This window comes from Natrinema sp. HArc-T2 (genome assembly GCF_041821085.1).
In the GTDB taxonomy this organism is placed as follows: domain Archaea; phylum Halobacteriota; class Halobacteria; order Halobacteriales; family Natrialbaceae; genus Natrinema.
Genome location: NZ_JBGUAZ010000006.1, coordinates 124,008 through 143,639 on the forward strand (window position 1 = coordinate 124,008; position 19,632 = coordinate 143,639).

The following is a 19,632-nucleotide window of genomic DNA, read 5'->3' on the forward strand; positions in this document are numbered from 1 at the left end:
ATGACTGGAAACGATCCACTCAGCAACGCGCTCTCGGGACTCGACAACGCCGAGAGTGTGGGTCATCTCACCCACGAGGTAACGCCCGCCTCGAACGAGATCGGCAGCGTACTCGAGGTCTTCTACGACCGCGGGTACATCGACGGCTTCGAGTACGTCGATGACGGCAAAGCCGGTCAGTTCGAGGTTGAACTGAAAGGAGCGATCAACGAATGCGGCCCCATCAAGCCCCGCTATGCCGTTGGCGCTGAGGACTTCGAGAAGTGGGAGAAGCGCTATCTCCCCGCTCGAGACTTCGGTGCGCTCGTCGTCACGACGAGCAGTGGCATCATGAGCCACTACGAGGCACGCGAGCAGGGTATTGGGGGCCAGGTGATCGCATACGTCTACTAACCATGCGAGTCGAACTGGAAATCCCCGAAGACGTAACCGTCGAGGTCGATCGATTCGACGTGTCCGTCGAAGGTCCCGAAGGCAGCGTTACCCGCCGTCTCTGGTACCCCGACGTGACCGTTGCAGTCGACGACGACCAGGTGGTCATCGAAAGCGACGCCGAGGACGCGAAGACGAACTCGACCGTCGGCACTTTCGAGAGTCACATCACCAACGCCGTCCACGGCGTGACCGAGGGCTGGGAGTACGAGATGGAAGTCTTCTACTCTCACTTCCCGATGCAGGTCCGCGTGGAAGGCGACGAGGTCGTCATCGAGAACTTCCTCGGCGAAAAGGCACCGCGACGCACGACTATCCACGGTGAGACCGATGTCACCGTCGACGACGAGCAACTCGTCCTGTCCGGCCCCGACAAGGAAGACGTCGGACAGACAGCGGCCGACATCGAGCAGCTGACGAAAGTCAGCGGCAAGGACACCCGTGTCTTCCAGGACGGGGTCTACATCACCAACAAACCCGCCAAAGGAGGTGTCTGATAGATGGCAGACGACCAATCCGAACCACAGGAACTCGAGGACATCAGCGGCGTCGGCTCGAGCAAGGCTGAAGCCCTGCGCGATGCCGGCTTCGAGTCCATCGAGGACGTCAAGGAGGCCGACCAGGATGGCCTGGCCGAGGCCGACGGCATCGGCAACGCACTCGCCGCCCGTATCAAAGCCGACGTCGGTGACCTCGAGGTCACCGAGGAGACCGAGGCTGAGATCGAAGACGAGGGTGTCGAGGAAGAAGCCGAGCCGGAAGAAGAAGTCGAGACTGAACTGCAGCCCCGCGGGCTGACCGAGAAGACGCCCGACCTCTCCGAGGACGAGGAGCGACTCCTCAACCGACGGAAGAGCGAAGGGAAACCGCAGTTCAACCGACAGGACTACCACAAGAAAAAGCGGACGCCGGAATCCTGGCGCCGACCCCGCGGCACGCTCTCGAAGCAGCGCCGCGGTGTCAAGGGCAAGGGCCCGACGGTCCAGGCTGGCTTCCGCACGCCGAAAGCCGTCCGGGGCAAACACCCCAGCGGCTTCGAGGAAGTCTACGTCGAGAACCTCGACGACCTCGAGGGTGTCGACGGCTCTCGAGAGGCGGTCCGGATCGCTTCCGCCGTTGGTGCACGCAAGCGCGAACGGATCGAAGAGGAAGCCGAGGAACAGGGCGTCCGCGTTCTGAACCCGACCTACGAGGAAGTCGAGGTGGAAGCAGATGACTGATCTCTCCGCACAGAAGCGACTGGCAGCCGACGTTTTGGACGTCGGCGAGAACCGCGTCTGGCTCGACCCCGAAGCCCAAGCTGACATCGCCGAAGCGATCACTCGCGACGAAATCCGTGAACTCGTCGACGACGGTCGCATTCAGGCCGACGATGCCTCGGGCAACTCCCGCGGTCGCGCCCGCGAGCGCAACGCAAAGCGTGCCTACGGCCACCAGAAGGGCCACGGTAAGCGCCGCGGCAAGAAGGGCGCACGCCAGAACGAGAAAGAAGAATGGCAGAGCAAGATCCGCGCACAGCGACGGAAACTGCGCGAACTCCGCGACAAGGGCGAGCTGACGCCCACGCAGTACCGCGAGCTTTACAAGAAGGCTGGCGGTGGGGAGTTCCGTAGCGTCCGGTACCTGTTGAACTATATCGACGACAACTACGGTGACCAATAATGGCGACAGGACCACGATACAAAGTGCCGATGCGGCGTCGCCGTGAGGTCCGGACGGACTACCACCAGAGGTTGCGCCTGCTGAAATCGGGTAAGCCCCGCCTCGTCGCTCGCAAGAGCAACAAGCACACTACGGCGCAGCTGATCACTCCCGGACCTCAGGGAGACGAGACGCTCGCAAGCGCACACTCGAGCGATCTGGCGGAGTACGGCTGGGAAGCACCCACGAGCAACATTTCCGCGGCGTACCTGACCGGCCTGCTGGCCGGCACACGGGCCGTCGAAGCCGGTCTCGAGGAGGCAGTCCTCGACATCGGCCTCAACACGGCCACGCCCGGCAACAAGGTGTTCGCGGTACAGGAGGGCGCGATCGATGCCGGCCTCGAGATTCCGCACAACGACAGCGTACTCGCAGACTGGTCGCGCACCCGCGGCGAGCACATCGCCGAGTACGCCGAACAGCTCGACGAGCCGCTGTACAGCGGTGACTTCGACGCAACCGAGCTTCCAGAACACTTCGACGAGGTACGAGAGGCGATTCTCGAATGAGCGCAAACGACTACAACGACGGCGGTTGGCAGCCCGTCACCCGTCTCGGCCGGATGGTTCAGGAGGGCGAGATCGAGGACATGGAGACCGCCCTCAACTCGGGCCTCCCGCTGAAGGAACCCGAACTCGTCGACCAGCTCCTTCCCGGACTGGAAGACGAGGTACTGGACATCAACATGGTCCAGCGGATGACCGACTCCGGACGACGCGTGAAGTTCCGTTGCGTCGTCGCCGTCGGCAACCGCGACGGCTTCGTCGGCTACGCCGAGGGTCGAGACGACCAGGTCGGGTCTGCCATCCAGAAGGCGATCGGTATCGCGAAACTGAACATGATCAAGGTGCCCCGCGGCTCGGGCTCCTGGGAGGACCGCTCGGACCGGCCTCACTCGCTGACCCGACGGACGACCGGCAAGGCCGGCTCCGTCGAAGTCGAGGTCATCCCTGCCCCTGAAGGGCTGGGACTGGCCGCCAGTGACACCGTCCGTCACGTCCTCGAACTGGCCGGCATCGAAAACGCCTGGACCAAGAGCCACGGCAACACCCGGACGACGGTCAACCTGGCGAAGGCGACGTTCAACGCACTCGAGAACGCCTCGCAGTCGCGCCAGCCACGCCGGAACCGCGGTGAGGAACGCGAGGTGGCCGATCAATGAAAGCGATCGTCCAGGTTCGCGGCGAAGTCAACCGACAGGAAGACGTCCAGGACACCCTGGAGATGCTCAACATCCACAGCGTCAACCACTGTGCACTCGTCCCCGAGACCGACGCGTACAACGGGATGGTCGCCAAGGTCAACGACTACGTTGCCCACGGCGAACCCAACGCCGACGTGCTCGAGACGCTGCTTGTAAAGCGTGCCGAGCCCCTCGAGGGCAAGCAGGCAGACGTCGACGAGGAGTGGCTCGCCGACAACACCGACTACGACGACTTCGGTGCGCTGGCCGAGGCGCTGCTCGCCGAGGAGACGACGCTGCGCGACGAAGGGCTGTCGCCGACGCTTCGACTCCACCCGCCACGTGGCGGTCACGAAGGTATCAAGAAACCGACGGCCGAAGGCGGCCAACTCGGAAAGCATACAACAGGAGAGATTAACGACCTCCTAGAATCGATGCGATAACCATGACGAGCAAAAAACGACGCCAGCGCGGCTCGCGGACCCACAGCGGCGGCACCCACAAGAACCGACGTGGTGCGGGCCACCGCGGTGGCCGCGGCCGTGCCGGGCGGAGCAAACACGAGTTCCACAACTACGAACCGAAGGGCAAACACGGATTCAAGCGTCCGCAGGACATCCGCGAGGAGGTCCTCGAGATCGACGTCCAGAAGCTCGACGAGGACGCAATCCTCTACGTCGCGGACGATCTCGCTGAAGAGACCGGCGACGGCTACGAACTCGACGCTCGCGACATCGTCGAGGACGGCCACGAGGCCGACGTCGTCAAGGTCCTCGGCTCGGGACAGGTCCGCAACCAGCTGACGGTTACCGCGGACGCCTTCTCGGACGCAGCCGAGGAGAAACTCGAGGCCGCCGGCGGTGAGGCGGTCCTCTCCGAGCGCGGCGAGGAACGAGCCGCCGAGGACGCTGAGGCCGACGCCGAACAGGACGAGGAATAACTATGGGATGGAAGGAAGCCGCTGAACCGGTCCTGACGAGGATGCCAGCAGTACGCCGTCCGGAAGGGCACGTCCCCTTCAAAGAGAAGCTGATGTGGACGGCCGGGATCCTCATGTTGTATTTCTTCCTGACGAACATCACGCTGCTCGGCGTGCAGACGGGCCAGGGGGGCGACCTCTTTGGGCAGTTCCGCGCGATCCTCGCGGGCTCCCAGGGGTCGGTGCTCCAGGTCGGTATCGGACCGATCGTCACCGCGAGCATCGTCTTGCAGTTGCTCGGCGGTGCGAACCTGCTCGGGCTCGATACGGACGATCCGCGTGATCAGGTCCTCTACCAGGGCCTTCAGAAGCTGCTGGTCGTCGTGATGGTTGCGTTGACTGCGCTCCCGATGGTGTTCGCCGGCGGCTTCCTGCCAGCCCAGCCATCGCTGCAACTCGGTGGACTTGCCCTCGAACAGACGCAGGTCCAGTTGCTCATCTTCGCCCAGATCTTCGTTGGCGGGGTCCTCATCCTCTATATGGACGAGGTCGTCAGCAAGTGGGGTGTCGGTAGCGGGATCGGCCTGTTCATCATCGCCGGCGTGAGCCAGCGATTGGTCGCTGGACTCATCCAGCCCACGACTGGCGGGTTCTTCTTCGACTGGTACCGCATTCTGACCGGGCAGGTCGAAGTCGGCTCGCTCGTCTCGGGTGCCGGTCTGCAAACACTGTTGATCGGCGACGGGCACATCATCGCGTTGCTGACGACGCTGCTGATCTTCGGGATCGTCGTCTACGCGGAGTCGGTCCGCGTCGAGATCCCGCTGAGCCACGCACGGGTCAAAGGCGCACGCGGTCGCTTCCCCGTAAAGCTCATCTACGCGAGCGTCCTGCCGATGATCCTCGTTCGTGCAGTGCAGGCGAACGTCCAGTTCATGGGCCAGATCCTCAACCGGCAGTGGGCCGGAATGCCAGCCTGGCTGGGCTCCTATTCGGGAGGCCAGCCCGACGGCGGGTTCTTCTACTACGTCTCGCCGATCTACTCGCCACAGGACTGGATGTGGTGGACGGCAAGCGTCTCCCAGGAGTGGTGGCAAGTGATGATCCGGATCGGCATCGACGTCACGTTCATGGTCGTCGGTGGCGCGATCTTCGCCATCTTCTGGGTCGAGACGACGGACATGGGTCCCGAATCGACGGCAAAACAGATTCAGAACTCCGGGATGCAGATTCCCGGCTTCCGACAGAACGTCGGCGTCATCGAGAAGGTCATGGAGCGGTACATTCCGCAGGTGACTGTTATCGGTGGCGCGCTGGTCGGCCTGCTGGCCGTCTGGGCGAACATGCTTGGTACCATCGGGTCCGTCTCCGGAACGGGGCTGCTGCTGGCTGTCTCCATCACGTACAAGCTCTACGAGGAGATCGCCGAAGAGCAGCTCATGGAGATGCACCCGATGATGCGCCAGATGTTCGGCAACGAGTAACCTCGTTCTCGTCTTTGCTGTCTTTCATTTTGTTCTTTCAAACGTGAGCGGCTGCGCTCCATCGATACTGTTTCGACGCGGTCACCCTTGCGACATTGGCTCGCTTGACGTGCCATCGACGGAGACGCTCACAAACGATCGAGCGCGTGACGAGACACGCCACACGCCAGAACTGTCCGACTGTCGAACAATACGATTCACACCGATCGGACGCGAGCGGTCGATACCCGGCGTCGAGCTCTGCGACCGCGGTCGTCACTGACTGTTGCTCGAGGTACTCGACACCGACCACTGTTCACTCAGAAATCCGCTGCAGTCCGCTCCGCTCGCGGACGGTTGCGAGCTGGCGGGCGACTTCGAGTGGCGTGTGTGAACCGACGAGATGCTCCTCGAGGGTTCGGTCGAGTGCGAGCGTGTCTCGGCAGATCGGACACTCAACCGGCGGCTGGAATGGCATGTCTTCCCTGTCTGATTGCCCGAGGAAAACCGTTACCGGATGCACATGCATGGAGCCACTCGCAAGCGGGGGTCTCGAGCAGGTCGAGGTGGTGTCTAAAAGAGTACAGCGAGAGTTCCACGGGTCACCTGACCCGTGGGTGAATCGCGTATGCTTCCCGCCACAATCTACAGTTTTATTTTACGGTACGTCGTTGAATCAGGGAGGGACCTACGGTAACAGCCTCTCAAAACCCACGCACTGAAACATGGTAAGACGTGGTGAGATGGGCAGTGTCGGGCCGAGTAAAGCGGCCAGCCCTCACGGACACCAGCCTTGTGCTGGTGACGGGGCGGAATACTCCGTCCAGATAAGTCACACTCGCGTCGGCGGTGATAGCACCCCTATTACCGGGCGTGAATCGTTGTGGTGAATGTGTTCGGGTGCTACTGGTTCCACGCAAGCCCTACGGTGAGCGCGAGGGGAATTAAAGCATCGTAGGGGCCATCGTCCGTTTCTGGACGCTGGCCAACCGCGAACGCCACGGGTCACCCGACCCGTGGTACTTTACTACCAGCCGTGGCAGTGGTGTGTCTCCTTCGACGAGTTGTTACTATCGGAGCGCAGACCGACAGCAGTATAACATTATTTATTGGTATCCACATTGTATCTGGGCGAGCTAACGATAGACAAAAGGTCATCGACGACAACGGATGCCTGATGAGGGGTGACAGAAACCGGATGAATCACAGTCAAGCCGTCGGATGCGGTTCGACAGACAACGCAGAGTCATCCGGGCGGTTTCCAAATAGATAAGTGCCCCCAGCAACCATCGTCCGACATATAACTGGCCTTCAAAAGAGATGAATACAATCTACAGCGCACTCATTGCCCCGATGCAGCGGACCCGCGTCGACGTGTTCGAGAGTATCTTCATGGTATTCCTCGGACTCGGGACGCTCGTTGGCATCGTCGTGGTCGCGTACACCTTGTACAACGCGTACAAGTATCGTGATACCGGCGGGGCCGGCGAAGACAAGGATCGACCGTCGCTCGGAGAGTTACCGACAGGTGGAAAGGGCGGAAAGAAGCTATTCCTCTCGTTCGGCATCAGTGCCGTCATCGTCATTTCGCTGGTGATCTGGACGTACACGATGCTGTTGTACGTCGAAAATCCCACTGACGGTAGTAACCCGCAAGAAGAAGCACTGAACGTCGATGTGGTCGGAGATAGTTTCTCGTGGTCATTCGGGTACGACAACGGGATCGAATCGACGGCGACGCTTCGCGTCCCGGCTGACCAACGGGTCTTCCTCGAGGTGACGTCAGGCGACGTCTGGCATACGTTCGGCATACCCGAGCAACGGGTAAAAGCCGACGCGATCCCGGGCGAAGTTGACGAGAGCTGGTTCGAGGCTGACGAACCCGGCGAGTACAACATCAAGTGTTTCGAACTCTGTGGCGAGTTCCACACCTCGATGGTTGGGACGCTTCAGGTCATGGAACCTGACGAGTACGAAGCATGGATGGACGACCAGCTGACGATGGAGTTCGAGATGGTCGACGGCAACGAGTCCCCCGTGACGGACGGCTACGAGATGACACTCGAGAGCCAGGAAGGGGACTTTGAGCAAACGTACACCGCCGATGACTTCGACGAGAACGGAACGATCACGATCGACGATGTCGAGCAGGGTGGTGTCTACAACGTGACGATCACGTCGACCGACGGTCAGTTCGATACTGTCGAAGAGCAGTTCGACATGACCGGTCCGGTCAGCGAGACCTACACGCTCGAGATGAACGCAACGGAAAGTGATGCTACTGCAAGCGATACGAACGACGGAGGTGACGCCTGATGAGTGATCTTCCGCCGATGCGGTCGGTCAAGCGGTGGTTGGTAACGACCAACCACAAGGACGTCGGGATTCTGTACCTCGCGACGTCGCTGTTCTTCCTGATCTTCGGCGGCGTCCTCGCGCTGCTGTTCCGGGCCCACCTGTGGGAATCGGGTGGCCTGATGCTCGGTGGCGAGACGCTGCTGACGAACGATCAGTACTACCAGTCGGTGACGGGCCATGGACTGATAATGGTCTTCTGGTTCCTCTCACCGATCGCATCCGGCTTCGCGAACTACTTCGTCCCGCTTCAGATCGGGGCGAAAGACCTCGCGTTCCCACGACTGAACGCCCTGAGTTACTGGTTCTACCTGTTCTCGGGGATCCTGTTCATCATCTCGTTCTTCCAGGGCGGGTCGTTCTCCGGCGGCTGGACGATGTACGCCCCGCTGAACGTGCCCATGTACACGTCGGTCATGGAAGCAACGGCAGGTGGTAACGCCGCGATTCTCGGCGTCGTCCTGTTTACCTTCTCGGTCACGATCGGGACGGTTAACTTCCTGACGACGATGCACCGTTCCCGTGCCGAAGGCATGGGGATGTGGAACCTGCCGATGTTCTCCTGGTCGTGGCTACTGACGGCCTGGATGATGCTGTTCGCATTCGCCGCGCTGCTCGCGGCAGTGATGCTGCAGTCGATCGACCGACTGTTCCTCACGCAGTACTTCGCAACGAACGAGGGCTCGAGCCTGCTGTGGGCGCACATCTTCTGGTTCTTCGGTCACCCAGAGGTGTACATCGTCTACTTCCCCGCGCTCGGTGTCCTCTTCGAGACGTTCCAGACGTTCACTGGACGGCGACTGGTCGGCCGCAAGTGGGTCATGATCGCGATGGTTCTCGTTGCGGTCCAGTCGTTCCTCGTCTGGATGCACCACATGTTCCTGTCGACGATCAACCTCCCGATCAAGACGCTGTTCATGGCGACGACGATCGGGATCTCGCTGCCCTTCGACCTGATGGTGTTCGCGATGATCTACACCATGATCAAGGGTCGCATTCGGTTTACGACGCCGTTCCTGTTCTCGCTGGGTGCACTCCTGTTGTTCATCCTCGGCGGGATCACCGGCGTCTTCCTGGGTGCCGTCGTGCTCGACTACGAGTTCCGTGGCACCTACTGGGTCGTCGCGCACTTCCACTACGTGATGGTCTCCGGTGTCACCGCGCTGATCGGCGGCCTCTACTACTGGTGGCCAAAGATCTCCGGGAAGATGTACTCCGAACGACTCGGGAAGCTCAGCTTCGCCGTGTACTTCTTCGGCTTTAACCTGCTGTACTTCCCGATGTTCCTTACCTGGGAGACGCCCCGACGTATCTTCCACTACAACGAAAGCGCACAGCTCTACCACCAGCTCGCAACTGCCGGCGCGTTCGTCCTCGGGCTTGGCTTCCTGCTCGTGTTCGTGACGCTCGCAAAGAGTTTCATCTCGGGTCCCGACGCGCCCGACAACCCATGGGCGCACTCGCGGACCGCCGAATGGGCGATTCCCTCGCCCCCGCCGCTCGAGAACTGGCCGGATCGGCCAAGCTACGCCAGCGGCAGCCTCGAGTTCGTCGACGACACGCCGACCGCGACCGACGGTGGTATCGCACAGGGTGCGACTGCCACGGCAACAGCGACCCATGAGGAAGAACACGCCGATCACGCCAGCATCTGGCCGTTCGGCATCGGTGTCGCGACGTTCACGTTCTTCCTCGGCCTCAGCGGGATGACGCCGTACGTCTACGACTTCGTCCAGTCTAACATCCACAGCGGTGACTTCGTAACTCTGGCCGAGGCACCGCCGAAGAGCGTCGTCTACCCAGCCCTGACCGGGCTCGGGATCGTCCTGCTCGGGATCACGCTGTTCCAGTTCGGTCGTGAGCAGTTCACCGCACCTGAGATGGAAGTCGCCGAGCGCTGGCCGTTCGGCGGCATCAACAACGAGAAGCTGGGTGTCTGGTTCTTCCTGGCATCGGACGTCGTCGTCTTCGGTGCGGCGATCGGCGCGTTCGTCTTCATGCGCCTCAACATGGGCTGGAACAACTGGCATCTCGCTTCCATCACCGAAGCAGGACTGTTCAACACCTACGTCCTGTTGACCTCGAGTTTCGCGGTCGTCATCGCACACGTGATGGCAGAACGCGGGAACAAGAAAGGGCTACTCGGTGCGCTCACCACGACGGTCCTGCTTGGCTTCGTGTTCATGGGCGTCAAGGCCTTCGAGTACACCAGCAAGTTCGCTGACGGCCACTACTGGTTCAGTGGTCTCGAGTACTCGATCTACTTCGTGACGACCGGTCTACACGCACTGCACGTCATCCTCGGGCTGTTAATCGCCGGGTTCATGATCTACCGGGTCGTGACCGTCGACGCCTATCTCGAGGATCATATGCCAGTCGAGTACTTCGGGCTCTACTGGCACTTCGTCGACATCGTGTGGGTCTTCTTGTTCCCACTGTTCTACCTGATGTAGCGGCCCGCCGCTACACAGGCTGATTCTCGTTCTCTCACCGTGTTTTTCCCTACAACGCAACGCCAGAAGCGACAGCACCGCTTGACGGCTCCCGTGACTGTGACGTGACCGTCCCTGACTGGACTCCGACGTCACAGAGTCATAAGCAGGGGCCGACACCGTCGCCGCTACGCAGTGTCTCAACTCGATTTGATCGGGAACTCACACCGGGCGACAGTCTGTGCCGTGTCTGATCGTGTGATTGCCATCGAATCGACGAGAGACAGACCAGAACAGCAACTGCACCGTCGACAGGCGTCTCGATCGTCTCAGAGACAACACGGCTAATAGGGCTGCCAGCTACCGGCTAGCCGGACCAGACCAGCGCATAAATGAACGTAAACAGGAAGTAGACCAGAAACACGGAGACGGCTGCCTTGAAGTGAAACGTGAACAGTTCGTACTCCTCGTCGCCGAGTTCCTCCTCGAATGCCTCGTGTTCGTCGTCGGAGCAGACCTCGTCGTGCTCAACACCGATGTGGAACGTCGCGTATCGCTCGGATCGAAACGGTCGTCCACAGTACGGACAGGTTGTAGCAGGCGTTTCGTCCGGTGGCACCTCGTACTCCCGCTCGAGCGTTCGGTCGGTTGCCATTCGATCGACTATTATTGGAGTGTGAGGAAGTGTTTGCCGGTTCGACACGCTGGTTAAGCACACGTGGACAGCACCAGTGACGGGAGACCGTCGAGGCGTGAGGCGTGGTTATAGATCGAGTCTGCCTTAGCCCGGGACGTACGGCGGACTCATCGTCCCTTGGGAGACGAGATAGAGACTTGCCATTGTGAAAAAGATCATCACGACGATGAGGGGATACTGGCTCCTGATCGCCTGAAGCTTCCCTGGGAAGAGTTCGAACGAGACGGTGTGTGAGACCCACACCGCGAGGATGTGGCCGACCAGAATACCGGCAATTTCGATGTACCCGAACCAGCCCGGCACCACGTACTGGGTCGGATTCGGCGGCGGAGAAAGCGGCGATGCGAGCGCGCCGACGAGCGCTGGCCATAGCGCGATCGCAAAGCCGATGTAGTGGGCAAAGTGGTAGCCGGCCGCGATCGCGAGCAGCGGTGCGGCAAACCGGAGTCCGAGGTACTCACGGGAGAGATACGTCTCGGCCCGCTCACGAGTCCGGTCGATTGCGCCCCAATACACCTTCCAGAACAGAGCGAAGCCACCAACGAGCAAGAACAGATAGACCAGCACTGGCGGCACGCCAAGCCCGACGAGAGCTTCGACCGTCCGAACCCCAGCCGGCGTGACGATGAACCCGCTGTAGGTCAGCTCCCAGACCAGCGCGAGCACGAAGGCCACCAGCGAGGTATCAGTGATCACGTCGTCTTCGCCCAGTTTCGACCCGGGATAACGGAACTCAAGCCCGTCATCGGTCCGCTGGATCGGCGCGACGGCGCTGTAGAGGCGAAACCACAGCGAAAGCGGATCACCGCGTCGGAACCACGTCTCTGGTGAGAAGATAACCGCACTCGAGATCGTAAACAGCGAATACATGACGAGTATCAGCGCCAGCACGGTCGCCGAAGTGGTCAGGGGAGCGACGACCTCGAGCCAAATGAACGTCAACAGCGCCACGACGGCGGGCCAGGAACCAAAGGCTGGCGGGTACGTTTCGAAGTCGTTGGGGAGCGCTGCAGCGATGCGTCGCCACGGGTTGAGCGCCGGCCACGGGTTGCCGACGGTGTACGCAAAGATCGTCAGCAGCGCCCGTCCTCCGACGAACGTTGCCAGCACAGTCACGCTGACCAGCCCGATAGCTGGACCAACGAACCCGGCAACGAGGATGATCGCGAGCCCGAGCAGACCGATCACACCGAACAGCCGCGAGCCCGCAACACGGAGGCGATCAGTCGTCGCTTCGAGCGTTCGGTCGTGGTAGGTTCCGATCATGTCGCGATCGGTAACGAGCATTGTCAACAGTGCTGATGCGCCGACGGTACCGCCGCCAGTTGCGAGGTACAACCATGTTGGGATGGATACATTGCTACTCCCCCCCATGAGTCCAGAGGCAGTCATGCTCGCAGCGACGACACCGGTGCCCGCGGCAAGGATTACGAGCGCGAACACGACGCCGATACTGGCTCGGCGAACGAGAGCCGAACGTCTACTCATTGCCGGCCCTTCGAACCGGCGTTGCATCTACGTGTCGCTTCTGTATGGCCGTGGACGGACTCGCGTTCGTGACGGGTGGTCCCCGAGCGATCGTATGGGGAAGCTATAAGTATCCGTCCCCCACATTCCCCACCAATGGCGAGTATTCGGAACTACGCATTGATTTACGTGGCACTGGTACTGCTGGCTACGGGGAAGTTCGTCTTCTTCCACTTCGACTTCTTCACCTACACGATGGCAGTAGGCGGCACGCTGGTGCTGGCAGCCATCAAGGTCGGACTGATCGCCGGGTACTTCCAGCACCTCAAATACGAGCCACGGGCGGTCACCTACACGATGGCTGTTGCGGCGTTTATGGTCGTCCTGCTCACCCTCGCAGCAGGCTACTCGATCCAGTAACGTCCCAGCCGTCGACGTGACTGCCGTACTTGGCCTATTCTCGCCTCGTCTATCGATTTCACTGACCGACGAGTGTGCCGTCTGCCGTCTCACGACGTTTTGGTGATCGATGTCTGGAAGCGACGCTCGCTGTTCGAGCGATCGCGCCACGTCTCGAGCGGACCGGGATGCATAGCCGGGAGACGCGACTGTCGAATACGTCGAGCGTCGGTTTGCAGCCGAGACACTCACAGCACAGTCGACGTCTTCAGCAACGCTCCCTCAGCGATCGTCGTCACTGATCGTCAGTATCCCTGATCACACACACTAATCCCGCGATCGGTGTGTCACTCGGTCCAGTTGTTCCGATAGAACGACACCCAGTTGCTCACACGTCGACGAGCCAGATACGAACCGACGACGGGAGTTCATACACCTCGAGAAAGACGTCGTCGATAAACTGGGCGATCCGGTTTGGATCCGCCTTTGCGCTGATCCGAACGTTGGTCCCCTCGGCGTCGTCGGGTCGCGTCAGGTCGTCGATTTTGAACGCCGGAAAGTCCTCGAGCAGCCCCTTCAGCGCCTCGAGTTCTACATCGCTGCAGTCGAGATTGATCGTTCCGTCACCGAACTGGACCCATGGCACGCCCAGCTCCGCGCTGGACTGTGCGTCCGAGTCATCGCTGTCGTCGTGGGCGGTGTCGTCCGCCTCGAGCGTCAGGAAGGCACTTGCGCGTTCGCGATGTGCCGTAATCGCGTCGACGTACAGTTTCCGTCGTTCGGCGGGCGCAGACGCATCGAAGCGAGTCATAGTAGAGAGACGTGCTCGATTCTTTAAGCCTTTATGTGATGGGCATGAACGGTGCCATATGGCACAGCCACGAATTCTGATCCTGGGCGCACCCGGGGCAGGGAAGGGGACTCAGAGTGCAAAGATCATCGAGGAGTTCGACGTCGACCACATCACCACCGGTGACGCGCTTCGGAACAACAAGGAGATGGACATCTCCGATATGGACACCGAGTACGACACGCCGGGTGAATACATGGATCAGGGCGAACTCGTCCCCGACGAGGTCGTCAACGCCATCGTCGACGAGGCACTCACTCAGGCCGACGGCTTCGTCCTCGACGGCTATCCGCGTAACTTAGAGCAGGCCGAAGAACTCGAGGGCATGACCGATCTGGACCTTGCACTCTACCTCGAGGTCGGCGAAGAGGAACTCGTCCACCGACTGACGGGCCGCCGGATGGACCCCGAGACGGGCGACATCTACCACGTCGAGTACAACCCACCGGAGGACCCCGAAGTCGAAGAACGACTCGTCCAGCGCGACGACGACACCGAAGAAACTGTCCGCGAACGACTGTCGGTCTTCCACGAGAACACCGAGCCGGTCATCGAGTATTACGACGAGCAGGGTGACTTAGAGCGTGTTGACGGTGAACAGGCACCCGACGAGGTCTGGGAGGACGTGAAGGCGACGATCGAAGACGCAGCGTAACTGATCAGGTGTTTTTTACCTCGAGTTCGTGAACGGCGACGTTCAGGTACGTAATATCCGGTGGAAATACCGGCCCTTCAGGGTAGATATTGGGTTCGAATCCCTCGAGTTTTTCGTCATATTCGAATTCGATGTTTCCACCACCATGTTGTGTCCACAGTGAAGACGAAACGATAGAGCCGTCAAAATCAGCATTCGAATCGATACAGACTTGATACCCACATGATGTATCGCTGAAGTCCTCATCGCTTGGTGCGTAAATCACACCTTCGTAGTAAGCACCACCGTTTCCAGAACTGCCAGTACTGCCCTCATTCCCTGAACTGCCAGTACTGCTCTCATTCCCTGAACTGCCAGTACTGCCCTCATTCCCTGAACTGCCAGTACTGCCCTCATTCCCAGAATTACCGGGATTGTCTTCAGAATTACCGGGGCTAGCGGCTGCTACTACTCTACTGTTCCAACTTCCGCTTCCAGAACTACTACCTCTGTTCGATTGTCCGATCCTAACAGAAGTTTGGGGTGTACCATATAGTTGCAGTTGGGCAGCATTCACATCAACATTTGGCTCACAGGGGCTAACACACATATCCCCACGAACGTCGACATCACCTGTCGTATAGATTTTCAGAGCACGATCTGGACCCGACCCAGTCGACCAGTTTTTGACTTCGAGCGTACCATCCACAGAGGTATTACCATCAACGACAACAGTCGCATTTCCGTTACGCAAATCAAACGTGGCAGTATTGTCAACATCTATTTCATCAACCAAGTACGTGCCTTTCGTATACGTATATCCACCATTGATTGCACTAACACTATCATTCCAGTCATCACTAGAATCCGCCTGTTCGACAAGTGATCCAATCAACCCACCAATCTGTGTCATTCCCTCTACAATATTTATTTCATCATCGTCAATATGGTCGCCATTGTCCTCGATTGTGCCTGACACTGTGACACCAGTATCGAACGCTGCGTCGATATCTGTTCTTCCGAGCTCAACTTTCACATAGTTTTCACTAGTGTTATATTCGGTAACTGCTGCGTCTTCTACTTCATCTTCGAAATATAACTTCCAACCGCGATGGTATTTACTAGTAATTTCGAGTGTGACCGTGTCGTTCTCGACGAACGGCTCAGGTGGACCTGAATTGGATGTGTTTTTATAGCCAATAGTTACTTCGCCTGAACTAAGTTCTTTATCGCCAGTGATTTTAGTCACAGGCAACCAGAGTGTCTGGTCATCAGAATTGTAGGAGAACGACGGTTGCGATATCATACGAGTCTGATTACCGGTCTCGCGCCAGACAGCGCCAGCCTGATAAGCGACGATACTGCCATCATCGCCCTCGTACTCAATCGATCCCATTGTAAGATTCTCTATTTCAGTACTGCTTCTCTTGATTACAATGTTCCCCGACGCAGTTCGTGTGACTGCACCACTGCCAGCGACGTCGAATGTGATCGCTCGCGACGCATCTTGGTCTGCCGAGACGGTCGACATCTGTTGACTCAATTCGATAAACGACTGTTCGATCCGCTCGTTTTTCGACTGTTGTTCGGCGTTGTCCATCATGTTGCCGCCAACGAGCAACAGCCCGACGCTGACGGCAGCGACCATCCCGATCAGCAACACGAGCCCGAGCAGTGCGGCTTGTCCGCGGTCCGACGGACGAACGGCTCCGCCATTACGTCGTGGTCCCATTTATACAGTCAACTAATTCGGGAATCCTTATAATAACTTGTTCGACCGATTAGACAGTTCGTCCCCGCTGTATGTCGGGTGTACAAACAATCACTATCGGTCGAAACGATATTGCGATGTATCGCCGCTGCTATCCTCGCATGCCGCGACTGGCTGCCGACCGTGACGATCCAGTTGCCGAATCACTGGGATCGAATATCTCCTAACTAACCTATCTCGTAGTCGCGACACGGGTCGAACGCGAACTACCGAAGAAAAACACTTGTATATCGGACGTACCCTAGACCAAGCAGATGACGCGTACAGCCGAGAAGATCGACGCCCTCGTCCGTGAGGATTCCTCGATGGCGGATGCACTCGAGGCGATCCGCGAGGCAGCCGACAGGAACGGCGGCGAGGTCCAGTGGGCCGACGTCAGCGACGAGCTGACGAGCGGTCAGTGGGGGCGGCTGATCGAGAAAGGCGTATTAGTCGACGGCGACGAGGGGTTTGAGATCGCCGATCGCGAGGCCTACGATCGGGCACTCGATGGAAACGGTGACGGTGGCGGTGGCGGTGCCGTGGCCAGTGCCGACGTCGATATCGACGATGAGGAGTCGAGCTGGTCGCAGTGGGACAAGATAGCCGGTATCGGTGCGCTCCTGTTGATGCCCGGGTACTGGTTCGATTCGATCCGGAACGTCGTGGGCGGGACGATCGATATCGTCCTCGGACCGCTCGATGCGGCGTTGCCCTTCTATGCCGTGATCCTCTCCGTGGCACTGATCACTGGCCTGTACTCGTCGCTGCTACAGGCGAACCTGATGAACACGGAGGTCATGGGGAAATATCAAGAGCGGATGAAAGCCGTCCAGAAGGAGCAAAAAGACCTCCGCAAGCGCAAGAAAGAAGCCGAGGAACGCGGCGCGAGCGAGGCCGAAATCGAACGCCTCGAGAACGAACTCGAGCAGGTCCGCGAAGAGCAGATGGAGGCCATGGCGGACAACCTCGGGATGTTCAAAGAGCAGTTCCGCCCGATGGTCTGGATCATGCTGTTGACGATCCCGCTGTTCCTCTGGATGTACTGGAAGATCCAGTCGGTCGGCCTCAGCGGCGCGGAAGCGACTGCTATCTTGCCGCTCGTCGGCGAGACCAACTGGCAGGCTGGTCTGGTCGGACCGATGCCGGCCTGGATCGTCTGGTACTTCCTGTGCTCGATGGGCTTCTCGCAACTGCTGCGCAAGTCACTGAACATCGACATGTCGCCGACGGGCGCCTGACTGCGCCGGCGGTTCGGCTCGACCACCGCGACGTGTCGTCGGTTCGATCGCTTGGAAGCTGTCGTGTGTGACCGCTATCACCGTCGTGCTCGTGGATTCAAAACCCATTTTACCCGTCCGCTCGCAGATCGATTATGTTACTCACCGTCTCCGGCCCGCCGGGCAGCGGGAAGAGCACGACTGCCGAGTTGCTCGCCGACGCCTTCGAGCTCGACCACGTCAGCGGCGGTGACATCTTCCGGGAACTGGCCGACGAACGCGGCTACACCCCCCTCGAGTTCAACAAACTCGCCGAGGAAAACGACGAGATCGATCGCGATCTCGACCGCCGGCTCCGCAAGATTGCCGTCGAAGAAGACGATCTAGTACTCGAGTCCAGACTCGCCGGCTGGCTGGCCGCCGAGCAGGCTGATTTCCGCTTCTGGCTGGACGCGCCACCACAGGTTCGTGGCGAGCGGATCGCCGAACGCGAAGGGAAAGATCCCGCCCGTGCGACCGAGGAAACGACGGCTCGTGAGGCCAGCGAAGCACAGCGCTACGAGGAATACTACGGAATCAACATCCGTGATCTGACGATCTACGATCTCTCTGTGAACACGGCTCGCTGGGAGCCTGACGCCGTCCTCGATATGCTCGTCACCGCGGTCGAACGCTACGACGCCGACGGCGACGAAGGGAAAACACCAGTCGACACCGACTACGAGTTCTAATGTCGCTTCGTGGTCCACCCGAGGAACGGTCCCCTGCCGAGCTGCTCACCTTCGGCGTCGTCAACCTCGACAAGCCGCCAGGGCCGTCCTCACACCAGGTCAGCGGCTGGCTGCGCGACGCCGTCGACGAGACGCTCGCCGACCGCGGTGCCGACGTCACCATCGACCGCGCCGCCCACGCGGGGACGCTCGATCCCAAGGTGACCGGGTGTCTCCCGATCATGCTCGGCGATGCGACCCGTCTCGCGCCGGTCTTCCTCGAGGGGGCCAAGGAGTACGTCGCCGTCCTCGAGTGTCACGCGCCGGTGCCGGCTGACGCCGAATCGGTCGTCGCCGAGTTCGAGGGGCCGATCTACCAGAAGCCCCCGCGCAAGAGTGCCGTGTCCCGTCGCCTGCGTGTGCGCGAGATTTACGATCTCGAAGTCCTCGAGGCCGAAGAGCGGCGCCTCCTCTTGCGGATCCGCTGTGAGAGCGGGACCTACGTCCGCAAGCTCTGTCACGATCTGGGGCTGGCACTTGGAACCGGCGCTCACATGGGCCACCTCCGCCGGACGCTGACGGAGCCGTTCGACGACCAGACGCTCCACAACGCTCACGACTTCCTCGATGCGCTGGCGTTCTGGCTCGAGGACGACGACCCCGACCCCCTGTACGAGGTCGTCGACCCCGCCGAACGGATCCTCGAGGGGATCCCCAGCGTCGTGATCGCCGAAAGCGCGGCCCGCGAGGTGGCAAACGGTGCGCCGGTCTACGCGCCGGGCGTCATCGAGGCCGACGACGACATCGAGCATGGATCGCTCGTGGCCTGCTATACGCCAAACGGTGCGGCAGTGTGTCTCGGCGAGTTGGTCGGCTCGCCGGACGCTGATAGCGGCCTCGTCGTCGACCTCGAGCGCGTGCTGGTCTGATACGGTCTGCTGTCACGAGTGGCCGGCCCGACCGGAGGGCGGTCGCGGTCCCACCGGACATGACTGACGGGAGTCCGTATGAGGCCGGCAGTCGGTTCGAAACCGGGTGACACACCTCTCGTGAAACGACACCCTTAAACGGCAGACGACCATCGATCCAAGTACGGGACCGTGGGGTAGTGGTATCCTCTGCGGATGGGGTCCGTAGGACCCGAGTTCAATTCTCGGCGGTCCCATTTTCACGACGCAACGAGCGAGAGAGCGACGTGACTGCTGTGCGTGTGGGCAGCAAAAATGGCAGCAGCGACCAACTTCGCTGTGACCGTTACACGGTCATCTTCTCACAGCGATCAACTCGTGGTCGCTCGTATTCCTGAGACGGGCGTAATACTGTCTGCTGTTCACATACAATTCGCACTAGTGCTGTTGTGAAACGAGTCTCAGTCGTGTTGACCGTGTCGTCACGGTTGGCTTCGAGACGGAGCGTCGTC

At 60.1% G+C, this 19,632-nt stretch carries 21 protein-coding genes and 1 tRNA gene; 17 read left to right on the forward strand and 5 right to left on the reverse strand.

Going from position 1 to position 19,632, the window contains the following annotated elements; all coding sequences use genetic code 11:
* Genes ACERI1_RS14970 through secY form a run of 9 tightly spaced genes read left to right on the forward strand, consistent with a single transcriptional unit; the run spans position 1 to position 5,719 of the window.
* Positions 1-393, forward strand: coding sequence for a 30S ribosomal protein S8 (locus tag ACERI1_RS14970; protein WP_006180007.1), 393 nt, complete (start codon positions 1-3; stop codon positions 391-393).
* A gap of 2 nt (positions 394-395) precedes the next feature.
* Positions 396-929, forward strand: coding sequence for a 50S ribosomal protein L6 (locus tag ACERI1_RS14975; protein ID WP_373619204.1), 534 nt, complete (start codon positions 396-398; stop codon positions 927-929).
* Between the two features lie 3 nt (positions 930-932).
* Entirely contained in the window at positions 933-1,652 is a 720-nt protein-coding gene (locus ACERI1_RS14980) for a 50S ribosomal protein L32e (RefSeq protein WP_373619206.1), read from the forward strand.
* Positions 1,645-2,094 carry a 50S ribosomal protein L19e gene (locus ACERI1_RS14985; RefSeq protein WP_373619208.1) on the forward strand — a complete coding sequence of 150 codons (450 nt, stop codon included), beginning with the start codon at positions 1,645-1,647 and terminating at the stop codon, positions 2,092-2,094. Before ACERI1_RS14980 ends, ACERI1_RS14985 begins: the two co-directional genes overlap by 8 nt.
* On the forward strand, positions 2,094-2,642 hold the full coding sequence (locus ACERI1_RS14990; protein WP_008011529.1) for a 50S ribosomal protein L18: 549 nt from the start codon (positions 2,094-2,096) through the stop codon (positions 2,640-2,642). Before ACERI1_RS14985 ends, ACERI1_RS14990 begins: the two co-directional genes overlap by 1 nt.
* The gene (locus tag ACERI1_RS14995) at positions 2,639-3,295 is read left to right on the forward strand and encodes a 30S ribosomal protein S5 (RefSeq protein WP_138781950.1); all 657 of its coding nucleotides are present in this window, start codon (positions 2,639-2,641) and stop codon (positions 3,293-3,295) included. Before ACERI1_RS14990 ends, ACERI1_RS14995 begins: the two co-directional genes overlap by 4 nt.
* Entirely contained in the window at positions 3,292-3,759 is a 468-nt protein-coding gene (locus ACERI1_RS15000; protein ID WP_373619209.1) for a 50S ribosomal protein L30, read from the forward strand. The genes ACERI1_RS14995 and ACERI1_RS15000 overlap by 4 nt, the downstream gene beginning before the upstream one ends.
* A 2-nt stretch (positions 3,760-3,761) precedes the next feature.
* Positions 3,762-4,256, forward strand: coding sequence for an uL15m family ribosomal protein (locus tag ACERI1_RS15005; RefSeq protein ID WP_373619211.1), 495 nt, complete (start codon positions 3,762-3,764; stop codon positions 4,254-4,256).
* A 2-nt stretch (positions 4,257-4,258) separates the two neighbouring features.
* Positions 4,259-5,719 (forward strand): preprotein translocase subunit SecY, encoded by a 1,461-nt coding sequence (secY, locus tag ACERI1_RS15010; RefSeq protein ID WP_373619212.1) that lies wholly within the window; start codon positions 4,259-4,261, stop codon positions 5,717-5,719.
* Positions 5,720-6,014: 295 nt separating this feature from the next.
* On the opposite strand, the gene ACERI1_RS15015 is transcribed toward secY, so the two are convergent.
* The gene (locus ACERI1_RS15015) at positions 6,015-6,176 is read right to left on the reverse strand and encodes a hypothetical protein (protein ID WP_373619214.1); all 162 of its coding nucleotides are present in this window, start codon (positions 6,174-6,176) and stop codon (positions 6,015-6,017) included.
* Between the two features lie 842 nt (positions 6,177-7,018).
* Here ACERI1_RS15015 and coxB point away from each other — a divergent pair.
* Positions 7,019-8,014 carry a cytochrome c oxidase subunit II gene (gene coxB / locus ACERI1_RS15020; protein ID WP_373619216.1) on the forward strand — a complete coding sequence of 332 codons (996 nt, stop codon included), beginning with the start codon at positions 7,019-7,021 and terminating at the stop codon, positions 8,012-8,014.
* Positions 8,014-10,506 carry a cbb3-type cytochrome c oxidase subunit I gene (locus ACERI1_RS15025; protein WP_373619218.1) on the forward strand — a complete coding sequence of 831 codons (2,493 nt, stop codon included), beginning with the start codon at positions 8,014-8,016 and terminating at the stop codon, positions 10,504-10,506. The genes coxB and ACERI1_RS15025 overlap by 1 nt, the downstream gene beginning before the upstream one ends.
* A gap of 346 nt (positions 10,507-10,852) precedes the next feature.
* Here the strand turns inward: ACERI1_RS15025 and ACERI1_RS15030 are convergent, their stop codons facing one another.
* Complete coding sequence (locus ACERI1_RS15030; RefSeq protein WP_373619220.1) at positions 10,853-11,140, reverse strand: hypothetical protein; 288 nt, start codon at positions 11,138-11,140, stop codon at positions 10,853-10,855.
* Positions 11,141-11,266: 126 nt separating this feature from the next.
* The gene (locus ACERI1_RS15035; RefSeq protein WP_373619221.1) at positions 11,267-12,670 is read right to left on the reverse strand and encodes a hypothetical protein; all 1,404 of its coding nucleotides are present in this window, start codon (positions 12,668-12,670) and stop codon (positions 11,267-11,269) included.
* Positions 12,671-12,805: 135 nt separating this feature from the next.
* Here ACERI1_RS15035 and ACERI1_RS15040 point away from each other — a divergent pair, with 135 nt between their 5' ends.
* Positions 12,806-13,069, forward strand: coding sequence for a cytochrome C oxidase subunit IV family protein (locus ACERI1_RS15040; RefSeq protein ID WP_138781942.1), 264 nt, complete (start codon positions 12,806-12,808; stop codon positions 13,067-13,069).
* 367 nt (positions 13,070-13,436) lie between these two features.
* Here ACERI1_RS15040 and ACERI1_RS15045 read toward each other — a convergent pair whose 3' ends face one another.
* Positions 13,437-13,859 carry a hypothetical protein gene (locus tag ACERI1_RS15045; RefSeq protein WP_373619223.1) on the reverse strand — a complete coding sequence of 141 codons (423 nt, stop codon included), beginning with the start codon at positions 13,857-13,859 and terminating at the stop codon, positions 13,437-13,439.
* Positions 13,860-13,917: 58 nt separating this feature from the next.
* Between ACERI1_RS15045 and ACERI1_RS15050 the strand changes: the two genes are divergently transcribed.
* Positions 13,918-14,553: an adenylate kinase gene (locus tag ACERI1_RS15050; protein ID WP_373619224.1), complete on the forward strand. Its 636-nt coding sequence runs from the start codon at positions 13,918-13,920 to the stop codon at positions 14,551-14,553.
* Positions 14,554-14,557: 4 nt separating this feature from the next.
* Here ACERI1_RS15050 and ACERI1_RS15055 read toward each other — a convergent pair whose 3' ends face one another.
* On the reverse strand, positions 14,558-16,264 hold the full coding sequence (locus ACERI1_RS15055; protein ID WP_373619225.1) for a hypothetical protein: 1,707 nt from the start codon (positions 16,262-16,264) through the stop codon (positions 14,558-14,560).
* Positions 16,265-16,557: 293 nt separating this feature from the next.
* Between ACERI1_RS15055 and ACERI1_RS15060 the strand changes: the two genes are divergently transcribed.
* From ACERI1_RS15060 to ACERI1_RS15075, 4 genes are all read left to right on the forward strand, one after another.
* Positions 16,558-17,523, forward strand: a complete 966-nt coding sequence (locus ACERI1_RS15060; RefSeq protein WP_373619227.1) for a DUF106 domain-containing protein — start codon at positions 16,558-16,560, stop codon at positions 17,521-17,523.
* 134 nt (positions 17,524-17,657) lie between these two features.
* Positions 17,658-18,233, forward strand: a complete 576-nt coding sequence (gene cmk, locus ACERI1_RS15065) for a (d)CMP kinase (RefSeq protein ID WP_373619228.1) — start codon at positions 17,658-17,660, stop codon at positions 18,231-18,233.
* On the forward strand, positions 18,233-19,141 hold the full coding sequence (locus tag ACERI1_RS15070; protein WP_373619229.1) for an RNA-guided pseudouridylation complex pseudouridine synthase subunit Cbf5: 909 nt from the start codon (positions 18,233-18,235) through the stop codon (positions 19,139-19,141). Before cmk ends, ACERI1_RS15070 begins: the two co-directional genes overlap by 1 nt.
* A gap of 165 nt (positions 19,142-19,306) precedes the next feature.
* Positions 19,307-19,377: transfer RNA gene (locus ACERI1_RS15075), tRNA-Pro, on the forward strand.
* Positions 19,378-19,632 lie beyond the last annotated feature (255 nt).

Excerpts from the sequence above, each read along its gene's own strand:
- ACERI1_RS14970 (WP_006180007.1), top strand. The coding sequence starts at position 1 with ATGACTGGAAACGATCCACTCAGCAACGCGCTCTCGGGACTCGACAAC.
- ACERI1_RS14975 (WP_373619204.1), top strand. The coding sequence starts at position 396 with ATGCGAGTCGAACTGGAAATCCCCGAAGACGTAACCGTCGAGGTCGAT.
- ACERI1_RS14980 (WP_373619206.1), top strand. The coding sequence starts at position 933 with ATGGCAGACGACCAATCCGAACCACAGGAACTCGAGGACATCAGCGGC.
- ACERI1_RS14985 (WP_373619208.1), top strand. The coding sequence starts at position 1,645 with ATGACTGATCTCTCCGCACAGAAGCGACTGGCAGCCGACGTTTTGGAC.
- ACERI1_RS14990 (WP_008011529.1), top strand. The coding sequence starts at position 2,094 with ATGGCGACAGGACCACGATACAAAGTGCCGATGCGGCGTCGCCGTGAG.
- ACERI1_RS14995 (WP_138781950.1), top strand. The coding sequence starts at position 2,639 with ATGAGCGCAAACGACTACAACGACGGCGGTTGGCAGCCCGTCACCCGT.
- ACERI1_RS15000 (WP_373619209.1), top strand. The coding sequence starts at position 3,292 with ATGAAAGCGATCGTCCAGGTTCGCGGCGAAGTCAACCGACAGGAAGAC.
- ACERI1_RS15005 (WP_373619211.1), top strand. The coding sequence starts at position 3,762 with ATGACGAGCAAAAAACGACGCCAGCGCGGCTCGCGGACCCACAGCGGC.
- secY (WP_373619212.1), top strand. The coding sequence starts at position 4,259 with ATGGGATGGAAGGAAGCCGCTGAACCGGTCCTGACGAGGATGCCAGCA.
- ACERI1_RS15015 (WP_373619214.1), bottom strand. The coding sequence starts at position 6,176 with ATGCCATTCCAGCCGCCGGTTGAGTGTCCGATCTGCCGAGACACGCTC.
- coxB (WP_373619216.1), top strand. The coding sequence starts at position 7,019 with ATGAATACAATCTACAGCGCACTCATTGCCCCGATGCAGCGGACCCGC.
- ACERI1_RS15025 (WP_373619218.1), top strand. The coding sequence starts at position 8,014 with ATGAGTGATCTTCCGCCGATGCGGTCGGTCAAGCGGTGGTTGGTAACG.
- ACERI1_RS15030 (WP_373619220.1), bottom strand. The coding sequence starts at position 11,140 with ATGGCAACCGACCGAACGCTCGAGCGGGAGTACGAGGTGCCACCGGAC.
- ACERI1_RS15035 (WP_373619221.1), bottom strand. The coding sequence starts at position 12,670 with ATGAGTAGACGTTCGGCTCTCGTTCGCCGAGCCAGTATCGGCGTCGTG.
- ACERI1_RS15040 (WP_138781942.1), top strand. The coding sequence starts at position 12,806 with ATGGCGAGTATTCGGAACTACGCATTGATTTACGTGGCACTGGTACTG.
- ACERI1_RS15045 (WP_373619223.1), bottom strand. The coding sequence starts at position 13,859 with ATGACTCGCTTCGATGCGTCTGCGCCCGCCGAACGACGGAAACTGTAC.
- ACERI1_RS15050 (WP_373619224.1), top strand. The coding sequence starts at position 13,918 with ATGGCACAGCCACGAATTCTGATCCTGGGCGCACCCGGGGCAGGGAAG.
- ACERI1_RS15055 (WP_373619225.1), bottom strand. The coding sequence starts at position 16,264 with ATGGGACCACGACGTAATGGCGGAGCCGTTCGTCCGTCGGACCGCGGA.
- ACERI1_RS15060 (WP_373619227.1), top strand. The coding sequence starts at position 16,558 with ATGACGCGTACAGCCGAGAAGATCGACGCCCTCGTCCGTGAGGATTCC.
- cmk (WP_373619228.1), top strand. The coding sequence starts at position 17,658 with ATGTTACTCACCGTCTCCGGCCCGCCGGGCAGCGGGAAGAGCACGACT.
- ACERI1_RS15070 (WP_373619229.1), top strand. The coding sequence starts at position 18,233 with ATGTCGCTTCGTGGTCCACCCGAGGAACGGTCCCCTGCCGAGCTGCTC.